The sequence below is a fragment of the Rhizobium sp. SG741 genome, from assembly GCF_012275435.1.
GTDB lineage: Bacteria > Pseudomonadota > Alphaproteobacteria > Rhizobiales > Rhizobiaceae > Rhizobium > Rhizobium lusitanum.
In genome coordinates this window covers 353155-371616 of record NZ_JAAZQP010000005.1, presented here as the reverse complement: position 1 = coordinate 371616, position 18462 = coordinate 353155, and the positions used below count along the sequence as shown (strand labels likewise).

Genomic DNA, 18462 nt, shown 5'->3' with positions numbered 1-18462 from the left:
GGGAGAAGGTGGTGCGGAGCGCCGGATGAGGGGGGCGAGGAGCGACAGCTCCGCGCGCAAGCGAAGCGCAGTTCTAACCACGCGGAAACACCTCCTCATCCGCCCTGCGGGCACCTTCTCCCCGAGGGGAGAAGGGGAAAGCATATCCATCGTCACTCCGCAGCCTCCATTTTCCCGGCAATACGGCGAGACTGCCGGGCCTGCTCATCGTATTCGACCTGCCACCGCGACGGGCCGTTGGACGGCGAGACCTGTACCGCCGTCACCTTGTATTCCGGGCAGTTCGTCGCCCAGTCGGAATAGTCCGTCGTGATGACATTCGCCTGCGTGTCCGGATGATGGAAGGTCGTGTAGACGACGCCCGGGGCGACGCGGTCGGTGATCAGCGCCCGGAGCGTCGTGTCGCCGGAGCGGCTCGTCAGCTTGATCCAGTCGCCGTCGCGAATGCCGCGCTGCTCGGCATCGTGCGGATGCATCTCCAGAAGGTCCTCTGCGTGCCAGACGACATTCTCCGTTCGCCGCGTCTGCGCGCCGACATTGTACTGGCTGAGAATGCGTCCGGTCGTCAGCAGCAGCGGGAAGCGCGGGCCGGTGCGTTCGTCGGTCGCGACATATTCCGTGCGGATGAACTTGCCCTTGCCGCGCACGAAGCCATCGACATGCATGATCGGCGAACCAAGCGGCGTCTTCTCGTTGCAGGGCCACTGCACCGAGCCCATTTTTTCCAGATAGTCGTAGGAAACCATGGCAAAGCTCGGCGTGGTCGCAGCGATCTCGTCCATGATCTCGGACGGATGCGTGTAGCTCCAGCGCAGACCCATGGCCTGCGCCATCTTCTGCGTCACTTCCCAGTCGGCATAGCCGTTGCGCGGGCTCATGACCTTGCGCACGCGGTTGATGCGGCGCTCGGCATTGGTGAAGGTGCCGTCCTTTTCGAGGAAGGTCGAGCCGGGCAGGAAGACATGGGCGTAGTTGGCCGTCTCGTTCAGGAAGAGATCATGGACGACGACGCATTCCATCGCGGCAAGGCCGGCGGCGACATGCTTGGTATCCGGATCGGACTGCAGGATGTCCTCGCCCTGGATGTAGAGACCCTTGAACGTGCCGTCGACGGCGGCGTCGAGCATATTGGGGATGCGCAGGCCCGGCTCCTTGTCGAGCTTCACGCCCCAGAGCTTCTCGAAGATATCGCGCGTCGCATCGTCGGAGACGTGGCGATAGCCCGGCAGCTCGTGCGGGAAGGAGCCCATGTCGCAGGAGCCCTGCACATTGTTCTGGCCGCGCAGCGGGTTCACGCCGACGCCGGGCCGGCCGATATTGCCCGTCACCATGGCGAGATTGGCGATCGCCATGACGGTCGTCGAGCCCTGGCTGTGTTCGGTGACGCCGAGGCCGTAATAGATCGCGCCGTTGCCGCCCTTGGCAAAAAGGCGAGCGGCACCACGCACGAGATCGGCGGGAACGCCGGTGTATTTTTCCGTTTCCTCAGGGCTGTGCTGCGGCTCGGCGACGAAAGCAGCCCAATCCTCGAATTCGGACCAGTCGCAGCGTTCGCGGATGAATTTTTCGTCGAACAGGCCCTCGGTAACGATGACATGGGCGAGCGCCGTCAGCACGGCGACATTGGTGCCGGGCTGCAGCGGCAGGTGATAGCTCGCCTCGACATGCGGCGTGCGCACCAGATCGATGCGGCGCGGATCGATAACGATGAGCTTGGCACCCTGGCGCAGGCGCTTCTTCAGGCGCGAAGCGAAGACCGGATGGCCGTCCGTCGGGTTGGCGCCGATGACGAGGACGACATCGGAATGCTCGACGCTGTCGAAATTCTGCGTGCCGGCAGAGGTGCCGAAGGCCTGACCCAGGCCATAGCCTGTTGGAGAGTGGCAGACACGGGCGCAGGTATCCACATTGTTGTTGCCGAAGCCGGCGCGCACCAGCTTCTGCACCAGGAAGGTCTCCTCATTGGTGCAGCGCGACGAGGTGATGCCGCCGACGGATTCGCGGCCATACTGATATTGAAGGCGTTTGAACTCGGTGGCTATATGGGCAAAGGCTTCGTCCCAGGTGACTTCACGCCAGGGATCGCTGATCTTTTCGCGCACCATCGGGTTGAGGATGCGGTCCTTGTGGGTCGAATAGCCATAGGCGAAGCGGCCCTTGACGCAGGAGTGGCCGCGATTGGCCTGGCCGTCCTTCCAGGGCACCATTCGCACCAGTTCCTCGCCGCGCATCTCTGCCTTGAAGGAACAGCCGACGCCGCAATAGGCGCAGGTGGTGACGACCGAATGCTCCGGCTGGCCGATAGCAATCACCGATTTTTCGGTCAGCGTCGCCGTCGGGCAAGCCTGCACGCAAGCGCCGCAGGAGACACACTCGCTGTCGATGAAATGCTCATGCATGCCAGGCGAGACGCGCGAGCCGAAGCCGCGGCCCTCGATGGTCAGCGCAAACGTGCCCTGCACCTCTTCGCAGGCACGCACACAGCGCGAGCAGACGATGCACTTCGAAGGATCATAGGTGAAATAGGGATTAGACTCGTCCTTCGGCATCCATTTCAGATTGATGTCGCCGCTGTTGCGCGCCTTGACGTGATTGTCGCCCTCATAGCCATAGCGCACATCGCGCAGGCCGACCGCACCGGCCATGTCCTGCAGCTCGCAATCGCCATTGGCGGCGCAGGTCAGACAGTCGAGCGGATGGTCGGAGATATAAAGCTCCATCACGCCACGGCGGATATCCTTCAGTCGATTGGTTTGCGTGTGCACCACCATGCCCGGAGAAACCGGCGTCGTGCAGGACGAAGGCGTACCATTGCGGCCTTCGATCTCGACGAGACAGAGGCGGCAGGAACCAAAGGCATCGACCATGTCGGTGGCGCAGAGCTTCGGCACCTTTATGCCGGCTTCCATCGAGGCGCGCATGATCGATGTGCCCTCGGGCACGGTAATCGGGCGACCGTCGACGGTCAGCGTCACCATGGTTTCGGAGCGGGAGGCGGGTGTGCCGTAGTCGATTTCTGGAACGAGAGACATGGGTCTTACTCCGCCGCTTCAATCAAGGGAATCGGAGAGAAATCCTCCGGGAAATGGGTCATCGCGCTCATGACGGGATAGGGCGTGAAACCGCCGAGCGCGCAAAGCGAGCCGAACTTCATGGTGTTGCAGAGATCGGCGAGCAGAACCCTGTTCTTCTCGGGCTCGATACCGCGGGCGATCTTGTCGGCTGTTTCGACGCCGCGGGTCGAGCCGATGCGGCAGGGCGTGCACTTGCCGCAGCTTTCGACCGCGCAGAACTCCATGGCAAAGCGCGCCTGTTTCAGCATATCGGCGGTATCATCGAAGACGACGATGCCGGCATGACCGATGAGGCCGTCCTTGGCGGCGAAGGATTCGTAGTCGAAGGGCGTATCGAACAAGGCGCGCGGGAAGTAGGCGCCGAGCGGTCCACCCACCTGCACGGCCTTCACAGGTCGCCCGGTCGCGGTGCCGCCACCGATCCTGTCGACGATATCGCCGAGCGAGAGGCCGAAGGCCGTCTCGTAGAGGCCGCCATGTTTGACGTTGCCGGCAATCTGCAGCGGGATCGTGCCGCGAGAACGGCCCATGCCGAAATCGCGGTAGAAGGCCGCACCCTTGTCCAGGATGACGGGTACGGAGGCGAGCGAAATGACGTTGTTGATGACCGTGGGGCAGTTGAACAGGCCCTTATGGGCTGGTAGCGGCGGCTTGGCGCGCACGATGCCGCGCTTGCCCTCGAGGCTGTTGAGCAGCGCCGTCTCCTCGCCGCAGACATAGGCACCAGCGCCGGTGCGGATTTCCATATCGAACGCCTTGCCGGAACCAAGCACGGATGCACCAAGAATGCCGGCTTTACGGGCGATTTCGACCGCTTCGGTCATCGCGGCGATCGCATGCGGATATTCCGAACGCGTATAGACGAAGCCCTTGGTCGCGCCGGTCGCCAGGCCAGCGATCGCCATGCCCTCGATCAGCACGAAGGGATCGCCCTCCATGATCATCCGGTCGGCGAATGTGCCGCTGTCGCCCTCGTCGGCGTTGCAGACGATATATTTGCGGTCGCCCGGCGCATCGAGCACGGTCTTCCATTTGATGCCGGTCGGGAAACCCGCCCCGCCACGGCCGCGCAGGCCGGAGTCCGTGACGTCCTTGACGATGTCGGCCGCTGCCATGCCGATGGCGCGGCGCAGACCCCTAAGGCCGCCATGGGCCTCATAATCTTCCAGTGAAAGGGGATCTGTAATGCCGCAGCGGGCAAAGGTCAGACGGGTCTGCTCTTTCAGAAATGGGAGGTTTTCGACCTCCCCAAGACAGAGCGGATGCTCGCCGCCTTCGGCGAGCCCGGCATCGAATAGTGCGGGAACATCCCTGGCCTTCACCGGCCCATAGCCGATGCGCTTGCCGCCGATCTCGACTTCGACCAAAGGCTCCAGCCAGAACATGCCGCGCGAGCCGTTACGCACAATCCGCGCGTCGAGGCCGCGTTTGGCGACTTCCTGCGCAATGGCCTTGGCGACCTTTTCAGCCCCGAGCGAGAGGGCGGCGGCGTCGCGGGGAACATAGATGGTCAAGGTCACTGGCGCGCCTCCTTCACGAGGTCTTCGACGCTCTCGTCGTCAAGCCGCCCGTAAAGCTCGCCATCCAGCATTGCCGCCGGCGCGCAGGCGCAAAGCCCGAGACAGTAGACCGGCTCAAGCGTGACATCGCCATCCAACGTGGTCTGATGAAAATCGATGCCCAGCAGCTGCTTGATGCGTTCGGCAAGAGCATCGCCGCCCATCGACTGACAGGCCTCGGCACGACAGAGCTTCAAGACATGGCGGCCGGCGGGATGGTCGCGATAATCGTGATAGAAGGTCATGACGCCATGGACTTCGGCGCGCGAAAGGTTGAGTGCCCTAGCGATCAGCGGCAGCGTGTCTTGCGGCACGTAGCCGAACTCTTCCTGAATCCCATGCAGGATCGGCAAAAGCGGCCCTTCCATCGACTTCATGGTGTCGATGATAACGCCGGCACGGGTCGCGATATCGCCCGCGCCCAAATTCAAACTCATAAGCATCCTCCTGCGCATAACCCCGAAAACCGCTGGCGATTTTCGGAAACGCTTATGCGGCATTTCCTCCGTGGGCGCGCGATCGATGCACACCTGGGACAAAAGTCGCAGGGAGGAGGCTAAGGATCAATAAGGCAGTCCCGTCGTTCGATAGAAGATTTCTATCGATCCTTATCGCGTTCCGCGAGCAATCTCGCCTCATGCAACAGGGCCGAGACGAGCGGTGTGAAAGGCTCGCGATGCGTAGCGACCAGGCCGACGAGATGTTCGGCATCCGGCTCTGTGATCGGGATCTTGCGGATATCGGCCGGAAAGCCGAAGGAATCGGCGATATTCTTCGGCATGATGCTCGCCCAACGTCCGGTCTGGACATGAGAAAAAAGCACGATCATCGAATTGGATTCGAGCGTCGGCTTCGCCACGGTGCCGGCCTCCGCCAGATGCCGGTTGATGATGCGGCGGTTCTGCATGTCGGCCGTCAATAGACAAAGCCGAAGGTCGCCGACTTCCTTCCAGGTCACGCTCTCACGCTCGGCAAGTGGGCTGCCCGCCGCGGTGATCAGGTGATAGCGCTCGGCATAGAGCGGTACGCTGGTGACGCGGCCAAGCGGCTCGTTTTCCAGATAGGTGATACCGGCATCGATCTCGAGATTTTCGAGCAGGCTCAGAACCTGCAGCGAGTTGCGCGATGTGATGGAGAAGGTGACATCGGGGTGCCGCTCCTGGAAAGGCGTGGTGATCTTCGACACCATGGCAAGCGCCGTCGGAATGGCGGCAATGCGGATATGGCCGGCAAGGCCTTTGCGCGCCGCCCGCATTTCCTCGCGCATGGTTCGGCTGTCGCCGACGATGCGCCTTGCCCATTCCAGCACGCGCTGCCCCTCCGGCGTCAGCCCCTGAAAGCGCGAGCCGCGACTGACGAGCATGACGCCGAGCTGATCCTCCAGCTGCCGGATCGCCGCGGACAAGGTCGGCTGCGTCACGCCGCATTCCTCGGCGGCGCGGCCAAAATGCTTCTGGTTGGCAAGCGCGATGAAGAATTCCAGCTTGTCGATCATTCAACTCTCCCGAATGAGACAGTTAAATGGGCTGGGCCGTCAGCGCAACATTGGAAAAAGGAGTGCGGCAAAGGCCGGATCACCGCAACCCACGGGCAATCACGCGCCGCCGCCGATTTCGAAGACGGTGCGCCGATTGCTGTCATCAAGAGGCCAGGCATTTTCGACGTCGGAAAGTGGAACGGTTTTGAAGGCAATCTTGAAGTTTCCCGGCACTGTTGCCCGGAGCAGCTCGGCGGTCGCGTTGATGATGCGGTCGAGAGCGATGCTTCCTATGCCGCTGCCCATCAGCGTGATGGCCGACGACCGAAGCACGGCGCTTGGCAGGCTTATCTCTGCACCGCTGATTGAGCCGACCTGAACATAGCGGATCGGTACCGCATCCTTGCCGGCCTTGGCTGCCGCGATGAGAAGGCTTTGCGCACTTTCACCCCACAAATAGTCGATGACGATATCCACGCCGGACGCGAACTGCTCCTTGAATGCATCTTCCAGAACCGATTTATCCTGGACGAGCGGAATCGTCACATCAGCGCCAAGCCCTTCCAGATCCTTGAGACTGTCGGCATTCCGGCCTGTCGCGATGACTTTGCTCGCGCCGAGATATCTAGCGATCTGAACAGCCAGCCGACCCGAGGTCCCGGTTGCGCCGTTGATCAAAACGGTCTCTCCGGATCTGAGCTTTGCCCGCTCTTGATAGGCCGCCCATGACGACATTCCCGGATTGGCGATAGCCGCCGCCGTGACATCATCGAGCTCCTCGGGCAGTTCAACGCACTGGGCGGATCGCACCGCGGCAAGCTCAGCCATGCTGCCATAAGGTGCGTTCGGCAGAACGAAATAAACCCGCCGACCGTCGTCAAGCCGTCCCACACCATCGATCCCCACGATGAAGGGAAATTGATTGCCGGAGCTATAATGCTTTCCCGACGCCCGGCTCTTCACGACCTGGCTGATTGCGGCGGCACTGACGGAGACAAGCTTTTCATCTGCGGATGGGACAGGCGCCTTGAAATCACCAAAGACAGGGACTCGTCCCGCGTCCAGTACGATTGCAGCTTTCATCGCATATTTTCCTTTTTGATCATCCATATTATGTGCATAATGCACGCATAAAGGAGACGAGCGATGGCGTCAAGAAATAATGTGCAAAATACACATATACAGCAGCAATTCCGGAAGCTCCACGCAGCAGTGCTGGATATCGTCAGCGTGATAAACCGACCGCAGCGCGACGAAGTGCTCATCAAGGAGGCCGGAATTCCGCTCGAGCGGGCGCTTTTTCCCCTGCTGGTCTCAATCGAGCGCTTCGGTCCGATCGGTGTCGTCGATCTGGCGGACCGCATCGGCCGCGACTATACGACCGTCAGTCGCCAGGTCGCGAAGCTTGAGAGCCTCGATCTCGTTGCGCGGCAGGCCGGTGCTGCGGACCGCCGTGTGCGTGAGGCTGTTATTGCACCAAAGGGAAAGCTCATGACGGACGCGGTGGACGCTGCCCGTGACAGGATCGGCAGTGCGATCCTTGGAGCTTGGGATATCAACGACATCGATGAGCTTGTCAGGCTCATGCGAAAATTTGCCGATGCGTTGAACGAGGATCCCCCAACTGCGTAGGAGCAACAGACCGGTGGGTGCAAGTTCAGGTAGTCGAGAGACTATTTCGTCCAGATCCTGGCCGGCTCGCAATCGCTACCGCAGTCATTTCGCTTGCGGCAGCGCCTCTCCTGAAACTCTTAGTAACCCATCTCACTACCGGCAGATGAACCTTCAATGAGCGCTATGGCGCCTCGTTCGCGAGAAACTGCATTTCTTGCGCGGGCCGTTTTTTCCAGAAGCTTCGCAAATTCGCTCAACGACACGCGATCGGCACGAAGCATTTGCCGGATCACCGGGTCCCGCAAAACTTCCGACATCGTCATTTCACTATTCTGCACGGACTATTCTCCTTCAATGCCATGAAGGCGTATTAGCGCTCCCGCGTAACACTGTCGTGTCGTGCAGTTGACGATACGATGATGAATTGAAGGCCAAAACGAGGCTTGGAATGTTTCCGAGCTTCTTGTCGCCGTTCACCTCGGCCTATAGGGCAAAAAGTTCGCCGCACCCGACGTTCCGGGGAAAGCGGCGGCATTCCGTCGTCAGCCGACACGCCCGACAGAGACGATCAACAATCGCTCTGACAGAAGGCCTCCTGCAGCCAATTGACCACGGTGCAGATTTCCGAACGGGCGACGGCATAGTGAATGAGCCGCCCCTCACGGCGCGTATCGACCAGCTTTTCCAGGCGCAGCCGCGCCAGATGCTGGGAAACCACCGCCTGCGGCAAGTTAAGAAGCGCCTCGAGTTCCATCACGGTTTTTTCGCGCTTGGCGAGCATGAACAGAATCACCAGCCTCGTCTCATGCGAGAGCGCTTTCAGCAAGACGCTCGCACTGCGCGCCTTCCCTGTCATTTCCTCGATATTATGCTCTGCGGCACCGCCTTGCGGTGGAGACGACGACATATCACACAGCCTCTAGTGAGAACTAACATAGGGATATGCTTATAATATTATGAATCCGCAAGTTGATTCAAAAGACACGGAGACCAAAAAAGGTCCGATTTCTCAGCAGATAAGCTGCCCGCCATTGATCTCGATCACCTGCCCGGTGATGTACCCGGAGAGCATCGGTGCGGCGAGGAAAAGATAGGCGGGGGCACAATCTTCCGGTGTACCCAAACGCTGAAGCGGAATCGACCGGCGCGTCTGCTCCAGTTTCTCCCGTGAGGAGTAACGCTCATGGAAATCGGTTGATATCGTGCCGGGCGAGACGCAATTTACCCGGATGCCGTCGGGCGCCAGCTCTCGTGCCAAGGCCTTCGAATAGGTGGCGACGAAAGCCTTCGATGCGGAATAGATGGCAGAGCCGGGGCTGCCGCCGGTCAGAGCGGAAATCGATACGGTGTTGACGATCGCGGCTTGCCCTGCGGCCCTGAGCAGCGGCAACAATCCTCTCGTCACCTCCATGACAGCGGTCTGATTGAGGTGGACGATTCTTTCATATTGCTCGTCCGTCACTTCGCCTGCGGGAAAGCGGCCGACCATGGTGCCGGCATTATTGACCAGCACATCGACGCGATCGAATCGCTCGCTGGCGGCGCTGACGAAATCCCGCGTGCCGTTGCCGGCGGCGAAATCGCCTGAGATCAGAAAGGCGCGGCGGTCGGTTTCCGCCTCCATCAGGAAATCGGGCAAGTCGCGTGCGGAGCCGCGCCCGATATGGACGAGAACGTGGGCACCGCAATCGAGAAACTGCCTGGCCACTTCCAGCCCTATGCCGCGACCGGCGCCGGTGACCACGACGTTGCGATTTTCGAACAGCTTCGGATGAAACACGACGATCTCCCCAGTCACACAATCCGCGCGTCGGTAATTGCGGAATTTTCACTTTATCATATGATGACAAAAAAACGAAAGAAAGGGAGCGAAGATCATGTTTCTATCCGGACGCCAGACGGAGATACTCGACATCGCCAAGGCGGAGGGGCGCGTGCAGGTGGAGGAACTGGCGCTGCGCTTTTCGGTGACGCCGCAAACCATCCGCAAGGACCTCAACGATCTCTGCGACGGTCGCGTGCTGTCGCGCGTGCATGGCGGCGCGATCTTTCCCGGTGGAACCGAGAATGTGAAATATGAGGCGCGCCGCTCGATCGCCGCGCCCGAAAAGCAGGCGATCGGCCGCGCAGCCGCCGGCCTCATCCCGAACAACAGCTCGCTTTTCATCAATATCGGCACGACGACGGAAGCCGTCGGGGAGGCGCTGCTCGGCCATCACGAGCTGATGGTCATCACCAATAACATCAATGTTGCCAATAAGTTGCGGATATTCCCATCCATCGAGGTCGTCATTGCCGGCGGCGTCGTGCGCGGTTCCGATGGCGGGATCGTCGGCGAGGCAGCCGTCGACTTCATTAAGCAGTTCAAGGTCGATTACGCCGTCATCGGCGCCTCGGCTATCGACGGTGATGGCGCGCTTCTGGATTTCGATTTCCGCGAAGTGAAAGTGGCGCAGGCGATCATCGCCAATGCCCGGCATGTCATTCTCGTGGCCGACAGCACCAAGTTCGAACGTACCGCCCCGGTGCGCATCGGGCATCTATCGCAAGTGCACACTTTCGTTACCGACGAATGTCGCGTCGAATCCGTGCGGACGACCGCGGCGGAGCATGACGTTCGCCTCGTGGAAACCTCCCGCCGACAGATCTGACCGGCTCGCTTTCTGCAAAAAAACGTTCGTTTGACATTCGTATCTATTTCGTTTTAGATGGATTGATTTTCGAATTTCCATCTTCACGAGATGGGCTGACCTTTGCGGAGGGGCGGGTGAGCGAACAGATCTACGACATTTTCGTTATTGGCGGCGGCATCAATGGTTGCGGTATCGCCCGCGACGCGACCGGACGCGGCTACAAGGTCGCCCTCGCCGAAATGAACGATTTCGCCTCCGGTACATCGTCCGGCGCCACCAAGCTCATCCATGGCGGGCTGCGTTATCTCGAGCACTACGAATTCCGTCTCGTGCGCGAATCCCTGATGGAGCGCGAAGTGCTTTGGGCTATGGCGCCGCACATCATCTGGCCGATGCGCTTCGTCCTGCCCTATCACAAAGGCGGCATCCGTCCGGCCTGGCTCATTCGCCTCGGCCTTTTCCTCTACGATCATCTCGGCGGCCGAAAGCTGCTGCCGCCGACGGCGACGCTCGATATGAAGACCGACCCGGCCGGCAAACCGCTGAAGGCGCTCTTCACCAAGGCCTTCGAATATTCCGACGGCTGGGTGGATGATGCCCGAATGGTGGTGCTGAACGCCCGCGACGCTGCAGACCGCGGCGCCACGATCATGCCGCGAACGAAGGTGATTTCCGCCCGCCGTGAAGACGCGGTCTGGACAATCGAAACGGAAAACACGATCACCGGCGAGAAGCGTCTGTTCCGGTCGCGCCTGCTGGTCAATGCCGCCGGCCCCTGGGTCGATCACGTTCTGTCCGACGCCTTCGGCAAGAACCAGGTGCACAATGTTCGCCTGGTTCAGGGCAGCCACATCATCGTGCGCAAGAAGTTCTCCGATCCCCGCGCCTATTTCTTCCAGAACCCGGACAATCGCATCATCTTTGCCATTCCTTACGAACAGGACTTCACCCTGATCGGCACCACGGATCGCGACTACAAGGACGACCCGAAGGATGTGAAGATCAGCGACGAGGAAACCACTTATCTGTGCAATGCCGCCAGCGAATATTTCAAGGAGCCGGTACGAGCAGAGGATATCGTCTGGACATATTCGGCCGTACGCCCGCTCTACGACGACGGCGCCTCGAAGGCGCAGGAGGCGACGCGCGATTACGTGCTGAAGGTCGAAGGCGAGGAAGGCCAGGCACCATTGCTCAACGTCTTCGGCGGCAAGCTCACCACCTATCGCCGTCTGAGCGAACATGCGCTGGAGAAGATCGGCGAGGCCATCGGCCTCAAGGGCACGCCATGGACGGCCAAGAGCTCGCTGCCGGGCGGCGACTTCCCGGCCCGCGGCTATGATGCAGAAGTCGCCAAGCTGAAGTCACGCTATCCCTTCCTTGCCGATCAGCATGCGCGCCGGCTGGTGCGCCGTTACGGCACCCGCGCCAGCATGATCCTCGCCGGCGCAAAGACGATCGCCGATCTCGGCCGCTGCTTCGGAAGCGATCTCTACGAGGCGGAGGTGCGCTATCTGATGGAACATGAATGGGCCTACACGGCTGCTGATATTCTCTGGCGCCGCTCCAAGAAAGGCCTTTACCTTTCGAAGGAAGAAGCAGTGGCGCTTGACGGTTACATCGCCGAGAGCCGAGTCCACGCATAAAGCTCTCGCCTCAATCTTCGGGGTCGAGCAAGCGCGGGCCCGCCCCCTCTTCGGAAAGCCTGTCCCAGGGATTTCGCAGCGGACAGCTTTCCAGCGAGAGGCAGCCGCAACCGATGCAGCCGTCGAGCTGATCGCGCAGGCCTTGCAGGCGCCTGATCCGGGCATCGAGATCACTCTTCCATAGTTCAGAAAGCGCTTTCCAATCGGCCGCCGTCGGCGTGCGCCCCTGCGGCAGTGCCTCGAGCGCCGCCTGAACGTCGGCAAGGGGAATGCCGACCCGCTGCGCCACCTTGATGACGGCGACCCTGCGCAGCACCTCGCGGGGATAACGGCGCTGGTTGCCACGGCTGCGATGGCTGTCGATCAGCCCCTTCGCCTCGTAAAAATGCAGCGCCGAAACCGCCACGCCGCTCCGCGCCGCCACCTCGCCGACCGTCAGCAGTCTGGAAAATTGATTGGGCTCGATTTTTTCCATGATACGCTATTGACCTCAACTTTACTTGAGGTCTTATAACCCGGGCTCCAAACCGCGTAAAGCAGGAGCAAGACATGACAGAATCAACCCGGCTGGCGATCGTTTATGGCAGCACGCGTCCGGGCCGCCTATGTGACCGGGTGGTCAATTGGGTCGCCCGGGAACTGGTGCACTACCCCCTCATTGAGATCGACATCATCGATCCCCTCGAATTCGATTTACCGTCCCAACATGAGCGCGAGCACGCTGGAGTCGCCGCGCTTTCCGCCCGGCTTTCGCGGGCGGACGCCTTCATTGTCGTGACGCCTGAATACAATCACAGTTTCACGGCCTCGTTGAAATTCGTGCTCGATCTCGTATACGAGCCATGGCACGGCAAACCCGTCGCCTTCGTTTCCTATGGCGGCATCTCCGGCGGCCTGCGCGCCGTCGAGCAGTTGCGGCTGGTCTTTGCCGAACTGCATGCCGTGACCGTGCGCGACACCGTGAGCTTCGCCAACCCCTGGGGCAGGTTTGCCGAGGACGGCTCGCTCGAAAATCCGATCGAGGCGCGTCAATCGCTGGTTCGATTGATCGCGCGGCTGAACTGGTGGAATGCCGCCCTGAAACCGGCCCGCGTCACCCGGCCCTATCGCTCGGTCGCTGCCTGATCATCACGCGCAATATCCGAATCCGGTCTTTCGTTTCTGGCAGGTGCGAAAGGCTGGTTTGACGTCCGGGCCCTCCTCCACCACGGACCCGGACGTCTATCACTCGCCGGAGCGAGACACAGTTGGCGCATAATCGCGACGATACTTGCCGATACCGCATCGATGGCTTAACCCACTACGGAGAAGATTTCGGCGGGGAGGCTGATGGATAAGACCGCGCGCCTGGGAGGAGCGGATTTCATGCGCGCCGTCGCATGTCTGATGGTCCTCGTTCACCATCTCGTGCTTCGAATGAATTTCTACAAGATCCCTCCGAGCCTGGATCTGACCTTCATATTGGCTCGTTTCGGCAATCACGGCGTCTCGGTCTTCTTCGTGCTTAGCGGCTTTCTTCTCGCACGTCCCTTCTGGCTGGCTCTGGATAAAGCCCAGCCGCTGCCGTCGCTGAAGATTTACGCGATGCGCCGAGCCGCGCGCATCCTTCCGGGCTTCTGGGTCGCCCTGACGGTCGGCTTCGTGATCAGCTTCACGATCTATGGCTTTCCGCTCGATGCGGAGCTCGTCAGCCGCTATGTCGCCGGCTTTTTCCTGATGAGCCAATGGCATTGGCGCACCTTTTTCCCGGTACAGGGCGACGGGCCATTGTGGTCGATCCCCTTCGAGACGACCTGCTATGTCCTGTTGCCGATTGGCCTCCTGCTGCTGTTCAATGAGAAGCTCAGAGCGCGCTCCGCTCTCGTCAGTCGCCTGCTATGGATCGGCATCATCGCGGCCGCTCTGATCGGCCATTGGCTGATAGTTACCTATCTTCCAACGGACAGCGCCGGGCGGGGATGGCAATATGGCTTTCAGGGCGGCGCCAAGGAATGGATGCCGCGCTACAACCCCATCGGCTTCTTCGCAATATTTGCGATCGGCGCACTGGCGGCCGGAATCCAGACCATCGTCCCCGCCCGCCGTTCGACAATATACGATGTCATAGGCGCGCTTGCGATCATCATGGGCGCATGGCAGCTACCGCAGTCGATCGGCGGTCCAGGAGAAGGCTATGCCTGGCTCGGCATTCCCTATCAATTCCCGCTGCTTCCGCTGGCGGTCGCCATCGCTCTTTGCACTCTGCCGCAATCGCTGTTGCTGGCAAAGGTGCTCGACAACCGCCTAAGCCGCTATGTCGCCACCGTCTCCTTCGGTGTTTACATCTGGCAGGATATCGTCCTGACGCTGATGCCACAGCTCCTCCCCTCGTCCTTCGGCTCAGGCTCGGACGACGTGCTGGGCGGTTGGATAGTCTCAAGCCTGATCGCAACCGCCATCATCTTCGCCATCGGCACGCTAAGCTATATGCTGCTGGAACGCCCCGTCATCGATTGGGCACGGACACGAGAAAACAGAGCCACCCGACCCGCCACTGCGTGACGGGTCGGGGAGAATATCATCGCGGAACGGAAGCGCCTCAGACGCGCGTCGCCTCCAGACGCTCCTCATCGAGAACGATGCCGAGACCCGGCGCTTCCCCGAGATCCAGCCAGCCCGCTTCGTGCTTCAACGGCGATGCCATCGGATAGTCGCGGCGCGCCTCGCTCCATTCCGGATTGTCATAGGGATATTCGAGCCAGGCGACATCGCCGACCCCTGCGCTCAAATGCGCATTGGCGAGAACGCCGATGCCGTTCGTCCAGGAATGCGGGGTGAACTGCACGCCCGCCTCGCGCGCCTGATAGACGAGCCGCCGGCAACCGGTGATGCCGCCAACGAGCGCCACATCGGGCTGCACGACATCGAAGGCGCGCTCCTCGATGATGTCGCGGAACTCATAAAGCTCTCGCGTCATCTCGCCGCCGGCGATGCGCAGCGATGTCGCCTGCTTCAGCTCCTTCATGCCCTTGCGGTCGGACCGATGCAGCGGCTCTTCCATCCAGTAGACGCCGAGACGTTCCAGTTCTCTCGCTACCGTCAACGCATCCTTGAAGGTCCAGGAGAGCGTCGTATCCCAGGGCATGCGCCAGCCCTGATTGCAATCGACCATGAGCTCCAGCCTGTCGCCGACGCGGGCGCGGATCGCCTCCAGCGCCTTGACGTCTTCGCGCCAGCCGCCACGGCCGCCCGCCGACGAGGAGAAGCGCACCTTCATCGCCGGAAAGCCTTCCTCGATGTAGCGCTCGGCCTGATCGGCCATTGCTGACGGTTCGCGCAGCACGCCGGAGGATGCATAGAGCCGCACGCGGCTGGCGCGGCCGCCCAGCATGCGCCAGACAGGCTCGCCGGTGACCTTGCCGGAAAGATCCCACAGCGCCAGATCCATCGGCCAGCAGCGGCCATAATGGAAGTTGATATGCGACAGCACTTCGTAGTGACGCTCGAGATGCCGGGGATCCTGCCCTATGAACAGATCCTCATGGCCCTCGAAGCCCTTCATGAGATCGCCGGAGCCGATGCCTTCGCGGCCCTCGTCATCCCTGACGCGCACGATGGTCGCATCGAAGTGCCGGCGCGGGCGGCCGTCCCAACTCGCCTTGAACGCCGGATCGAGCGGCAGGCGATGATGGGTGATCTCTATGGAAACGATCTTGCTCACGGTAGCTACCCTCTCTCCCCAAGCATGATCCCGAAACACCCGAAGCCGCTTTCGAGACCATGTTGATTTTTATGTCTTAGCCGAATTGCTGCCAGATGGTCTTGTAGTCGCAATATTTGTCGATCGCATGCACCGAGCGGTCGCGCCCAAAACCAGACTGCTTGAAGCCGCCGAAAGGTGTGGCGAAGTTCGACATGTCATAGGTGTTGATCCATACCGTGCCAGCATGGATCGCTTCGGAAAGGCGATGCGCCCGATCCATATCCTTGGTGAAGACGGCGCCGGCGAGCCCGTAGATCGTATCGTTGGCGATCCCCAGCGCTTCCTCTTCCGTATCGAAGGGAATGGCGGCAAGCACAGGCCCGAAGATCTCCTGCCGCGCCAGGCTCATGTCATTGGTCATGTCGACGAAGACGCCCGGCGAGACATAGTATCCCCCGGTCTCGCTCAGAACACGCTCGGCTCCGAAGGCGCGGCGCGCGCCTTCCTTCTCCCCGGCCGCAATCATCGCCAGCACCTTGTTCATGTGCTCTTCCTCGATCAGCGCGCCGATCTGGGCGCCGGGATCGAGCGGGTGCTTCAGCGCGATATCCGAGCGCGTCACCGCCTCGATCTTCTCGATCAACTTTTCCTGCACCGAGCGCTGCACGATCAGCCGCGTCGAGGCATGGCAAGTCTCGCCGGAATTGTAGAAGCAACCCCAGGCGGCAGCGACCGCGGCCGCATCGAGATCGGCATCCTCGAAGACGACGAGCGGCGACTTGCCGCCGAGCTCCAGCGCCACGCGCTTGACGTTCGATTGCGCCGCATAACCCATGATCAGCTTGCCGACCTCGGTCGAGCCGGTGAACGCGACCATGTCGACATCCATGTGCAGCGCCAGCGGCTTGCCCGTCTCCTCGCCGTAACCGGTCACGACGTTGAGGACGCCAGCAGGCAGGCCCGCCTCGAAGCCAAGTTCGGCCAGGCGGATCGCCGAAAGCGAGGATTGCTCGGCCGGCTTCAGCACCACGGAATTCCCGGCAGCGATAGACGGCCCGAGCTTCCAGGCATCGATGATCATCGGATAGTTCCAGGGCGTGATCGCGCCGACCACGCCAATCGGCACCTTGCGCACCAGTGCGCGGGCATTCGGGCCTGTCGGGGCGATCTCGTCATACATCTTGTCGATCATCTCGCCGTAGAACTGGATACCGTCGGCGCAGAGACGCACGTCGACACCAAGCGACGCCATGACGGGCTTGCCGACGTCAAGCGTCTCCAGCATGGCAAGCTCATCGCCATGGGCACGGATCAGCTCGGCCCATTTCAGCATGATCCTCTTCTTTTCCAGCGGCTCCTTCTTGCGCCAGACACCACTTTCGAAGGCGGCGCGGGCGGAAGTGACGGCGGCGTCGATATCGGCGGCATTGCCGCGCGCCAATTGCGCGCCGGGCTTGCCGTCCATCGGGCGGATGCGGGTGAAGGTCTCGCCGGAAGAGGAAGCGCGAAAGGCGCCGTCAATGAAGTGGCGCCCCTCGAGCTTCAGGCTGGAGAGAACATTTTCCCAATAATCGCGTGTGTATTCCTTGGTCATCTCAGATTCCTTTCGGCAGCGCCATGACGGCGGCCGCAAAATGATCGATGTCGGCATCCGTCACATCGCGGATGGTCGAGCGCCGCATGGGCTGGTTTTCCGGCGCGCGCATCTCGCGGGCAAGATCGGTGGCATCGAACGGCTTAAAGGCCGATGGCAGCGACCGCGTGATCCCGCAACGATCCATCCAGTCGGAGACGAAGGCCGGCAGTTCGGCGGCATTGGCCACGCCGCAAGCCTTTGCCGCCGCATTCAGTTCTGGCGTATCGGCTTCGACCAGCCAGCCAAGCGTCGCCTCGAAGCCGAGCGCGGTCGCAAGACCATGATGGACCGGCGCCAGGCCCGCCAGAGCATGGCTGACATTGTGGGCGATCGCCGTGCCGCAATTGTCGATGGCGATGCCGGCAAAACAGGAACCGAGCAGCACATCGCCACGGGCGGCGATGTCATCCGGCTGCTTGACCGCCGTCTCCAACGCGCCTGTTATCAGCCGCAGCGCCTGATGCGCATAGAATTGGGCGCCGCGATGGGTGTTGCGGTTCGTCGCCGCCTCGAAAGCATGGATGAAGGCATCAAGGCCGCACCACGCCGTCAGGTTGGCCGGCAGCGTCTTCGTCAGCGCCGGATCGAGGATGACGAGATCCGCCTTCGTCTCCGGACCCCAGATCCAGAGCTTCTTGCCTTCCGGCCCGGCAAAGATGTTCGTTGCCGAGGTCTCCGAACCCGTGCCGGCCGTGGTGGGCACCATGATCTTCTTCAGCGGGTTCTTCGGCAGCGGGTTGGCGGCCAGTGCGTAGTGCATCGGGTCCTTGCCGGAGGCTGCGCAGCAAGCGACGATCTTGGCGATATCCAGCGCCGAGCCGCCGCCGATGCCGATCACCATATCCGCGCCCTCAGCGACCTGAATGGCGGCCTGCAGATGCGCGAGTTTCGGCTCGCCGGAAAAGTCCGAGAAGACCTGCGTCTTTACACCGGCTTCCGCGAGCTCAGCGCCGATCTTGCCGGCAAGGCCCGACTGCGCCAGGAAAGCGTCGATGACAAGCAGAACGGCTCCGACGCCATCGAAGGATTTGACTGCTGCGGGAAGGTCGGACAGGGCGCCGTCGCCGAAACGAATGTCTGGGATGGCGGAAATGGAAAAGGACACGAGGGATCCCCTGATAAATGCGGCTGATATGATGTC

At 61.3% G+C, this 18462-nt stretch carries 17 protein-coding genes; 5 read left to right on the top strand and 12 right to left on the bottom strand.

What is annotated here, in order from left to right; translation table 11 throughout:
* Nucleotides 1–152 precede the first annotated feature (152 nt).
* The 5 genes from fdhF to FHT29_RS15910 all read right to left on the bottom strand — a co-directional run bounded on the left by fdhF (nt 153) and on the right by FHT29_RS15910 (nt 7193).
* A complete protein-coding gene (fdhF, locus tag FHT29_RS15930; protein WP_168599843.1) occupies nt 153–3032 on the bottom strand; it encodes a formate dehydrogenase subunit alpha in 2880 nt (959 codons plus the stop codon).
* 5 nt (nt 3033–3037) lie between these two features.
* Nucleotides 3038–4594, bottom strand: a complete 1557-nt coding sequence (locus FHT29_RS15925) for an NADH-quinone oxidoreductase subunit NuoF (RefSeq protein ID WP_168599842.1) — start codon at nt 4592–4594, stop codon at nt 3038–3040.
* Nucleotides 4591–5070, bottom strand: coding sequence for a formate dehydrogenase subunit gamma (locus tag FHT29_RS15920; RefSeq protein WP_168599841.1), 480 nt, complete (start codon nt 5068–5070; stop codon nt 4591–4593). The genes FHT29_RS15925 and FHT29_RS15920 overlap by 4 nt, the downstream gene beginning before the upstream one ends.
* A 161-nt stretch (nt 5071–5231) precedes the next feature.
* Nucleotides 5232–6128: a LysR family transcriptional regulator gene (locus FHT29_RS15915; RefSeq protein ID WP_168599840.1), complete on the bottom strand. Its 897-nt coding sequence runs from the start codon at nt 6126–6128 to the stop codon at nt 5232–5234.
* 99 nt (nt 6129–6227) lie between these two features.
* Nucleotides 6228–7193, bottom strand: coding sequence for a zinc-binding alcohol dehydrogenase family protein (locus tag FHT29_RS15910; protein WP_047554353.1), 966 nt, complete (start codon nt 7191–7193; stop codon nt 6228–6230).
* A gap of 63 nt (nt 7194–7256) precedes the next feature.
* Here FHT29_RS15910 and FHT29_RS15905 point away from each other — a divergent pair, with 63 nt between their 5' ends.
* Complete coding sequence (locus FHT29_RS15905; RefSeq protein ID WP_047553546.1) at nt 7257–7742, top strand: MarR family winged helix-turn-helix transcriptional regulator; 486 nt, start codon at nt 7257–7259, stop codon at nt 7740–7742.
* Nucleotides 7743–7861: 119 nt separating this feature from the next.
* On the opposite strand, the gene FHT29_RS15900 is transcribed toward FHT29_RS15905, so the two are convergent.
* From FHT29_RS15900 to FHT29_RS15890, 3 genes are all read right to left on the bottom strand, one after another.
* Nucleotides 7862–8062 carry a hypothetical protein gene (locus FHT29_RS15900; RefSeq protein WP_131511877.1) on the bottom strand — a complete coding sequence of 67 codons (201 nt, stop codon included), beginning with the start codon at nt 8060–8062 and terminating at the stop codon, nt 7862–7864.
* 230 nt (nt 8063–8292) lie between these two features.
* Nucleotides 8293–8631 carry a metalloregulator ArsR/SmtB family transcription factor gene (locus tag FHT29_RS15895; RefSeq protein WP_037196764.1) on the bottom strand — a complete coding sequence of 113 codons (339 nt, stop codon included), beginning with the start codon at nt 8629–8631 and terminating at the stop codon, nt 8293–8295.
* Nucleotides 8632–8733: 102 nt separating this feature from the next.
* Nucleotides 8734–9504 carry an SDR family oxidoreductase gene (locus tag FHT29_RS15890; protein ID WP_168599839.1) on the bottom strand — a complete coding sequence of 257 codons (771 nt, stop codon included), beginning with the start codon at nt 9502–9504 and terminating at the stop codon, nt 8734–8736.
* Between the two features lie 97 nt (nt 9505–9601).
* Between FHT29_RS15890 and FHT29_RS15885 the strand changes: the two genes are divergently transcribed.
* Entirely contained in the window at nt 9602–10375 is a 774-nt protein-coding gene (locus tag FHT29_RS15885; RefSeq protein WP_034511659.1) for a DeoR/GlpR family DNA-binding transcription regulator, read from the top strand.
* Nucleotides 10376–10491: 116 nt separating this feature from the next.
* Nucleotides 10492–12003, top strand: coding sequence for a glycerol-3-phosphate dehydrogenase (gene glpD, locus FHT29_RS15880; protein ID WP_047637958.1), 1512 nt, complete (start codon nt 10492–10494; stop codon nt 12001–12003).
* 10 nt (nt 12004–12013) lie between these two features.
* On the opposite strand, the gene soxR is transcribed toward glpD, so the two are convergent.
* Complete coding sequence (gene soxR / locus FHT29_RS15875; RefSeq protein ID WP_168599838.1) at nt 12014–12478, bottom strand: redox-sensitive transcriptional activator SoxR; 465 nt, start codon at nt 12476–12478, stop codon at nt 12014–12016.
* A 74-nt stretch (nt 12479–12552) separates the two neighbouring features.
* Here soxR and FHT29_RS15870 point away from each other — a divergent pair, with 74 nt between their 5' ends.
* Nucleotides 12553–13128 carry an NAD(P)H-dependent oxidoreductase gene (locus FHT29_RS15870; protein WP_037196772.1) on the top strand — a complete coding sequence of 192 codons (576 nt, stop codon included), beginning with the start codon at nt 12553–12555 and terminating at the stop codon, nt 13126–13128.
* A gap of 204 nt (nt 13129–13332) precedes the next feature.
* The gene (locus FHT29_RS15865) at nt 13333–14544 is read left to right on the top strand and encodes an acyltransferase (RefSeq protein WP_168599837.1); all 1212 of its coding nucleotides are present in this window, start codon (nt 13333–13335) and stop codon (nt 14542–14544) included.
* A gap of 37 nt (nt 14545–14581) precedes the next feature.
* Here FHT29_RS15865 and FHT29_RS15860 read toward each other — a convergent pair whose 3' ends face one another.
* The 3 genes from FHT29_RS15860 to FHT29_RS15850 form a co-directional block, all read right to left on the bottom strand.
* Nucleotides 14582–15703 carry a mandelate racemase/muconate lactonizing enzyme family protein gene (locus tag FHT29_RS15860; protein ID WP_168597576.1) on the bottom strand — a complete coding sequence of 374 codons (1122 nt, stop codon included), beginning with the start codon at nt 15701–15703 and terminating at the stop codon, nt 14582–14584.
* Between the two features lie 76 nt (nt 15704–15779).
* Nucleotides 15780–17279, bottom strand: coding sequence for an aldehyde dehydrogenase (locus FHT29_RS15855; RefSeq protein ID WP_168599836.1), 1500 nt, complete (start codon nt 17277–17279; stop codon nt 15780–15782).
* A 1-nt stretch (nt 17280) separates the two neighbouring features.
* Entirely contained in the window at nt 17281–18426 is a 1146-nt protein-coding gene (locus tag FHT29_RS15850) for an iron-containing alcohol dehydrogenase (protein WP_037196926.1), read from the bottom strand.
* Nucleotides 18427–18462 lie beyond the last annotated feature (36 nt).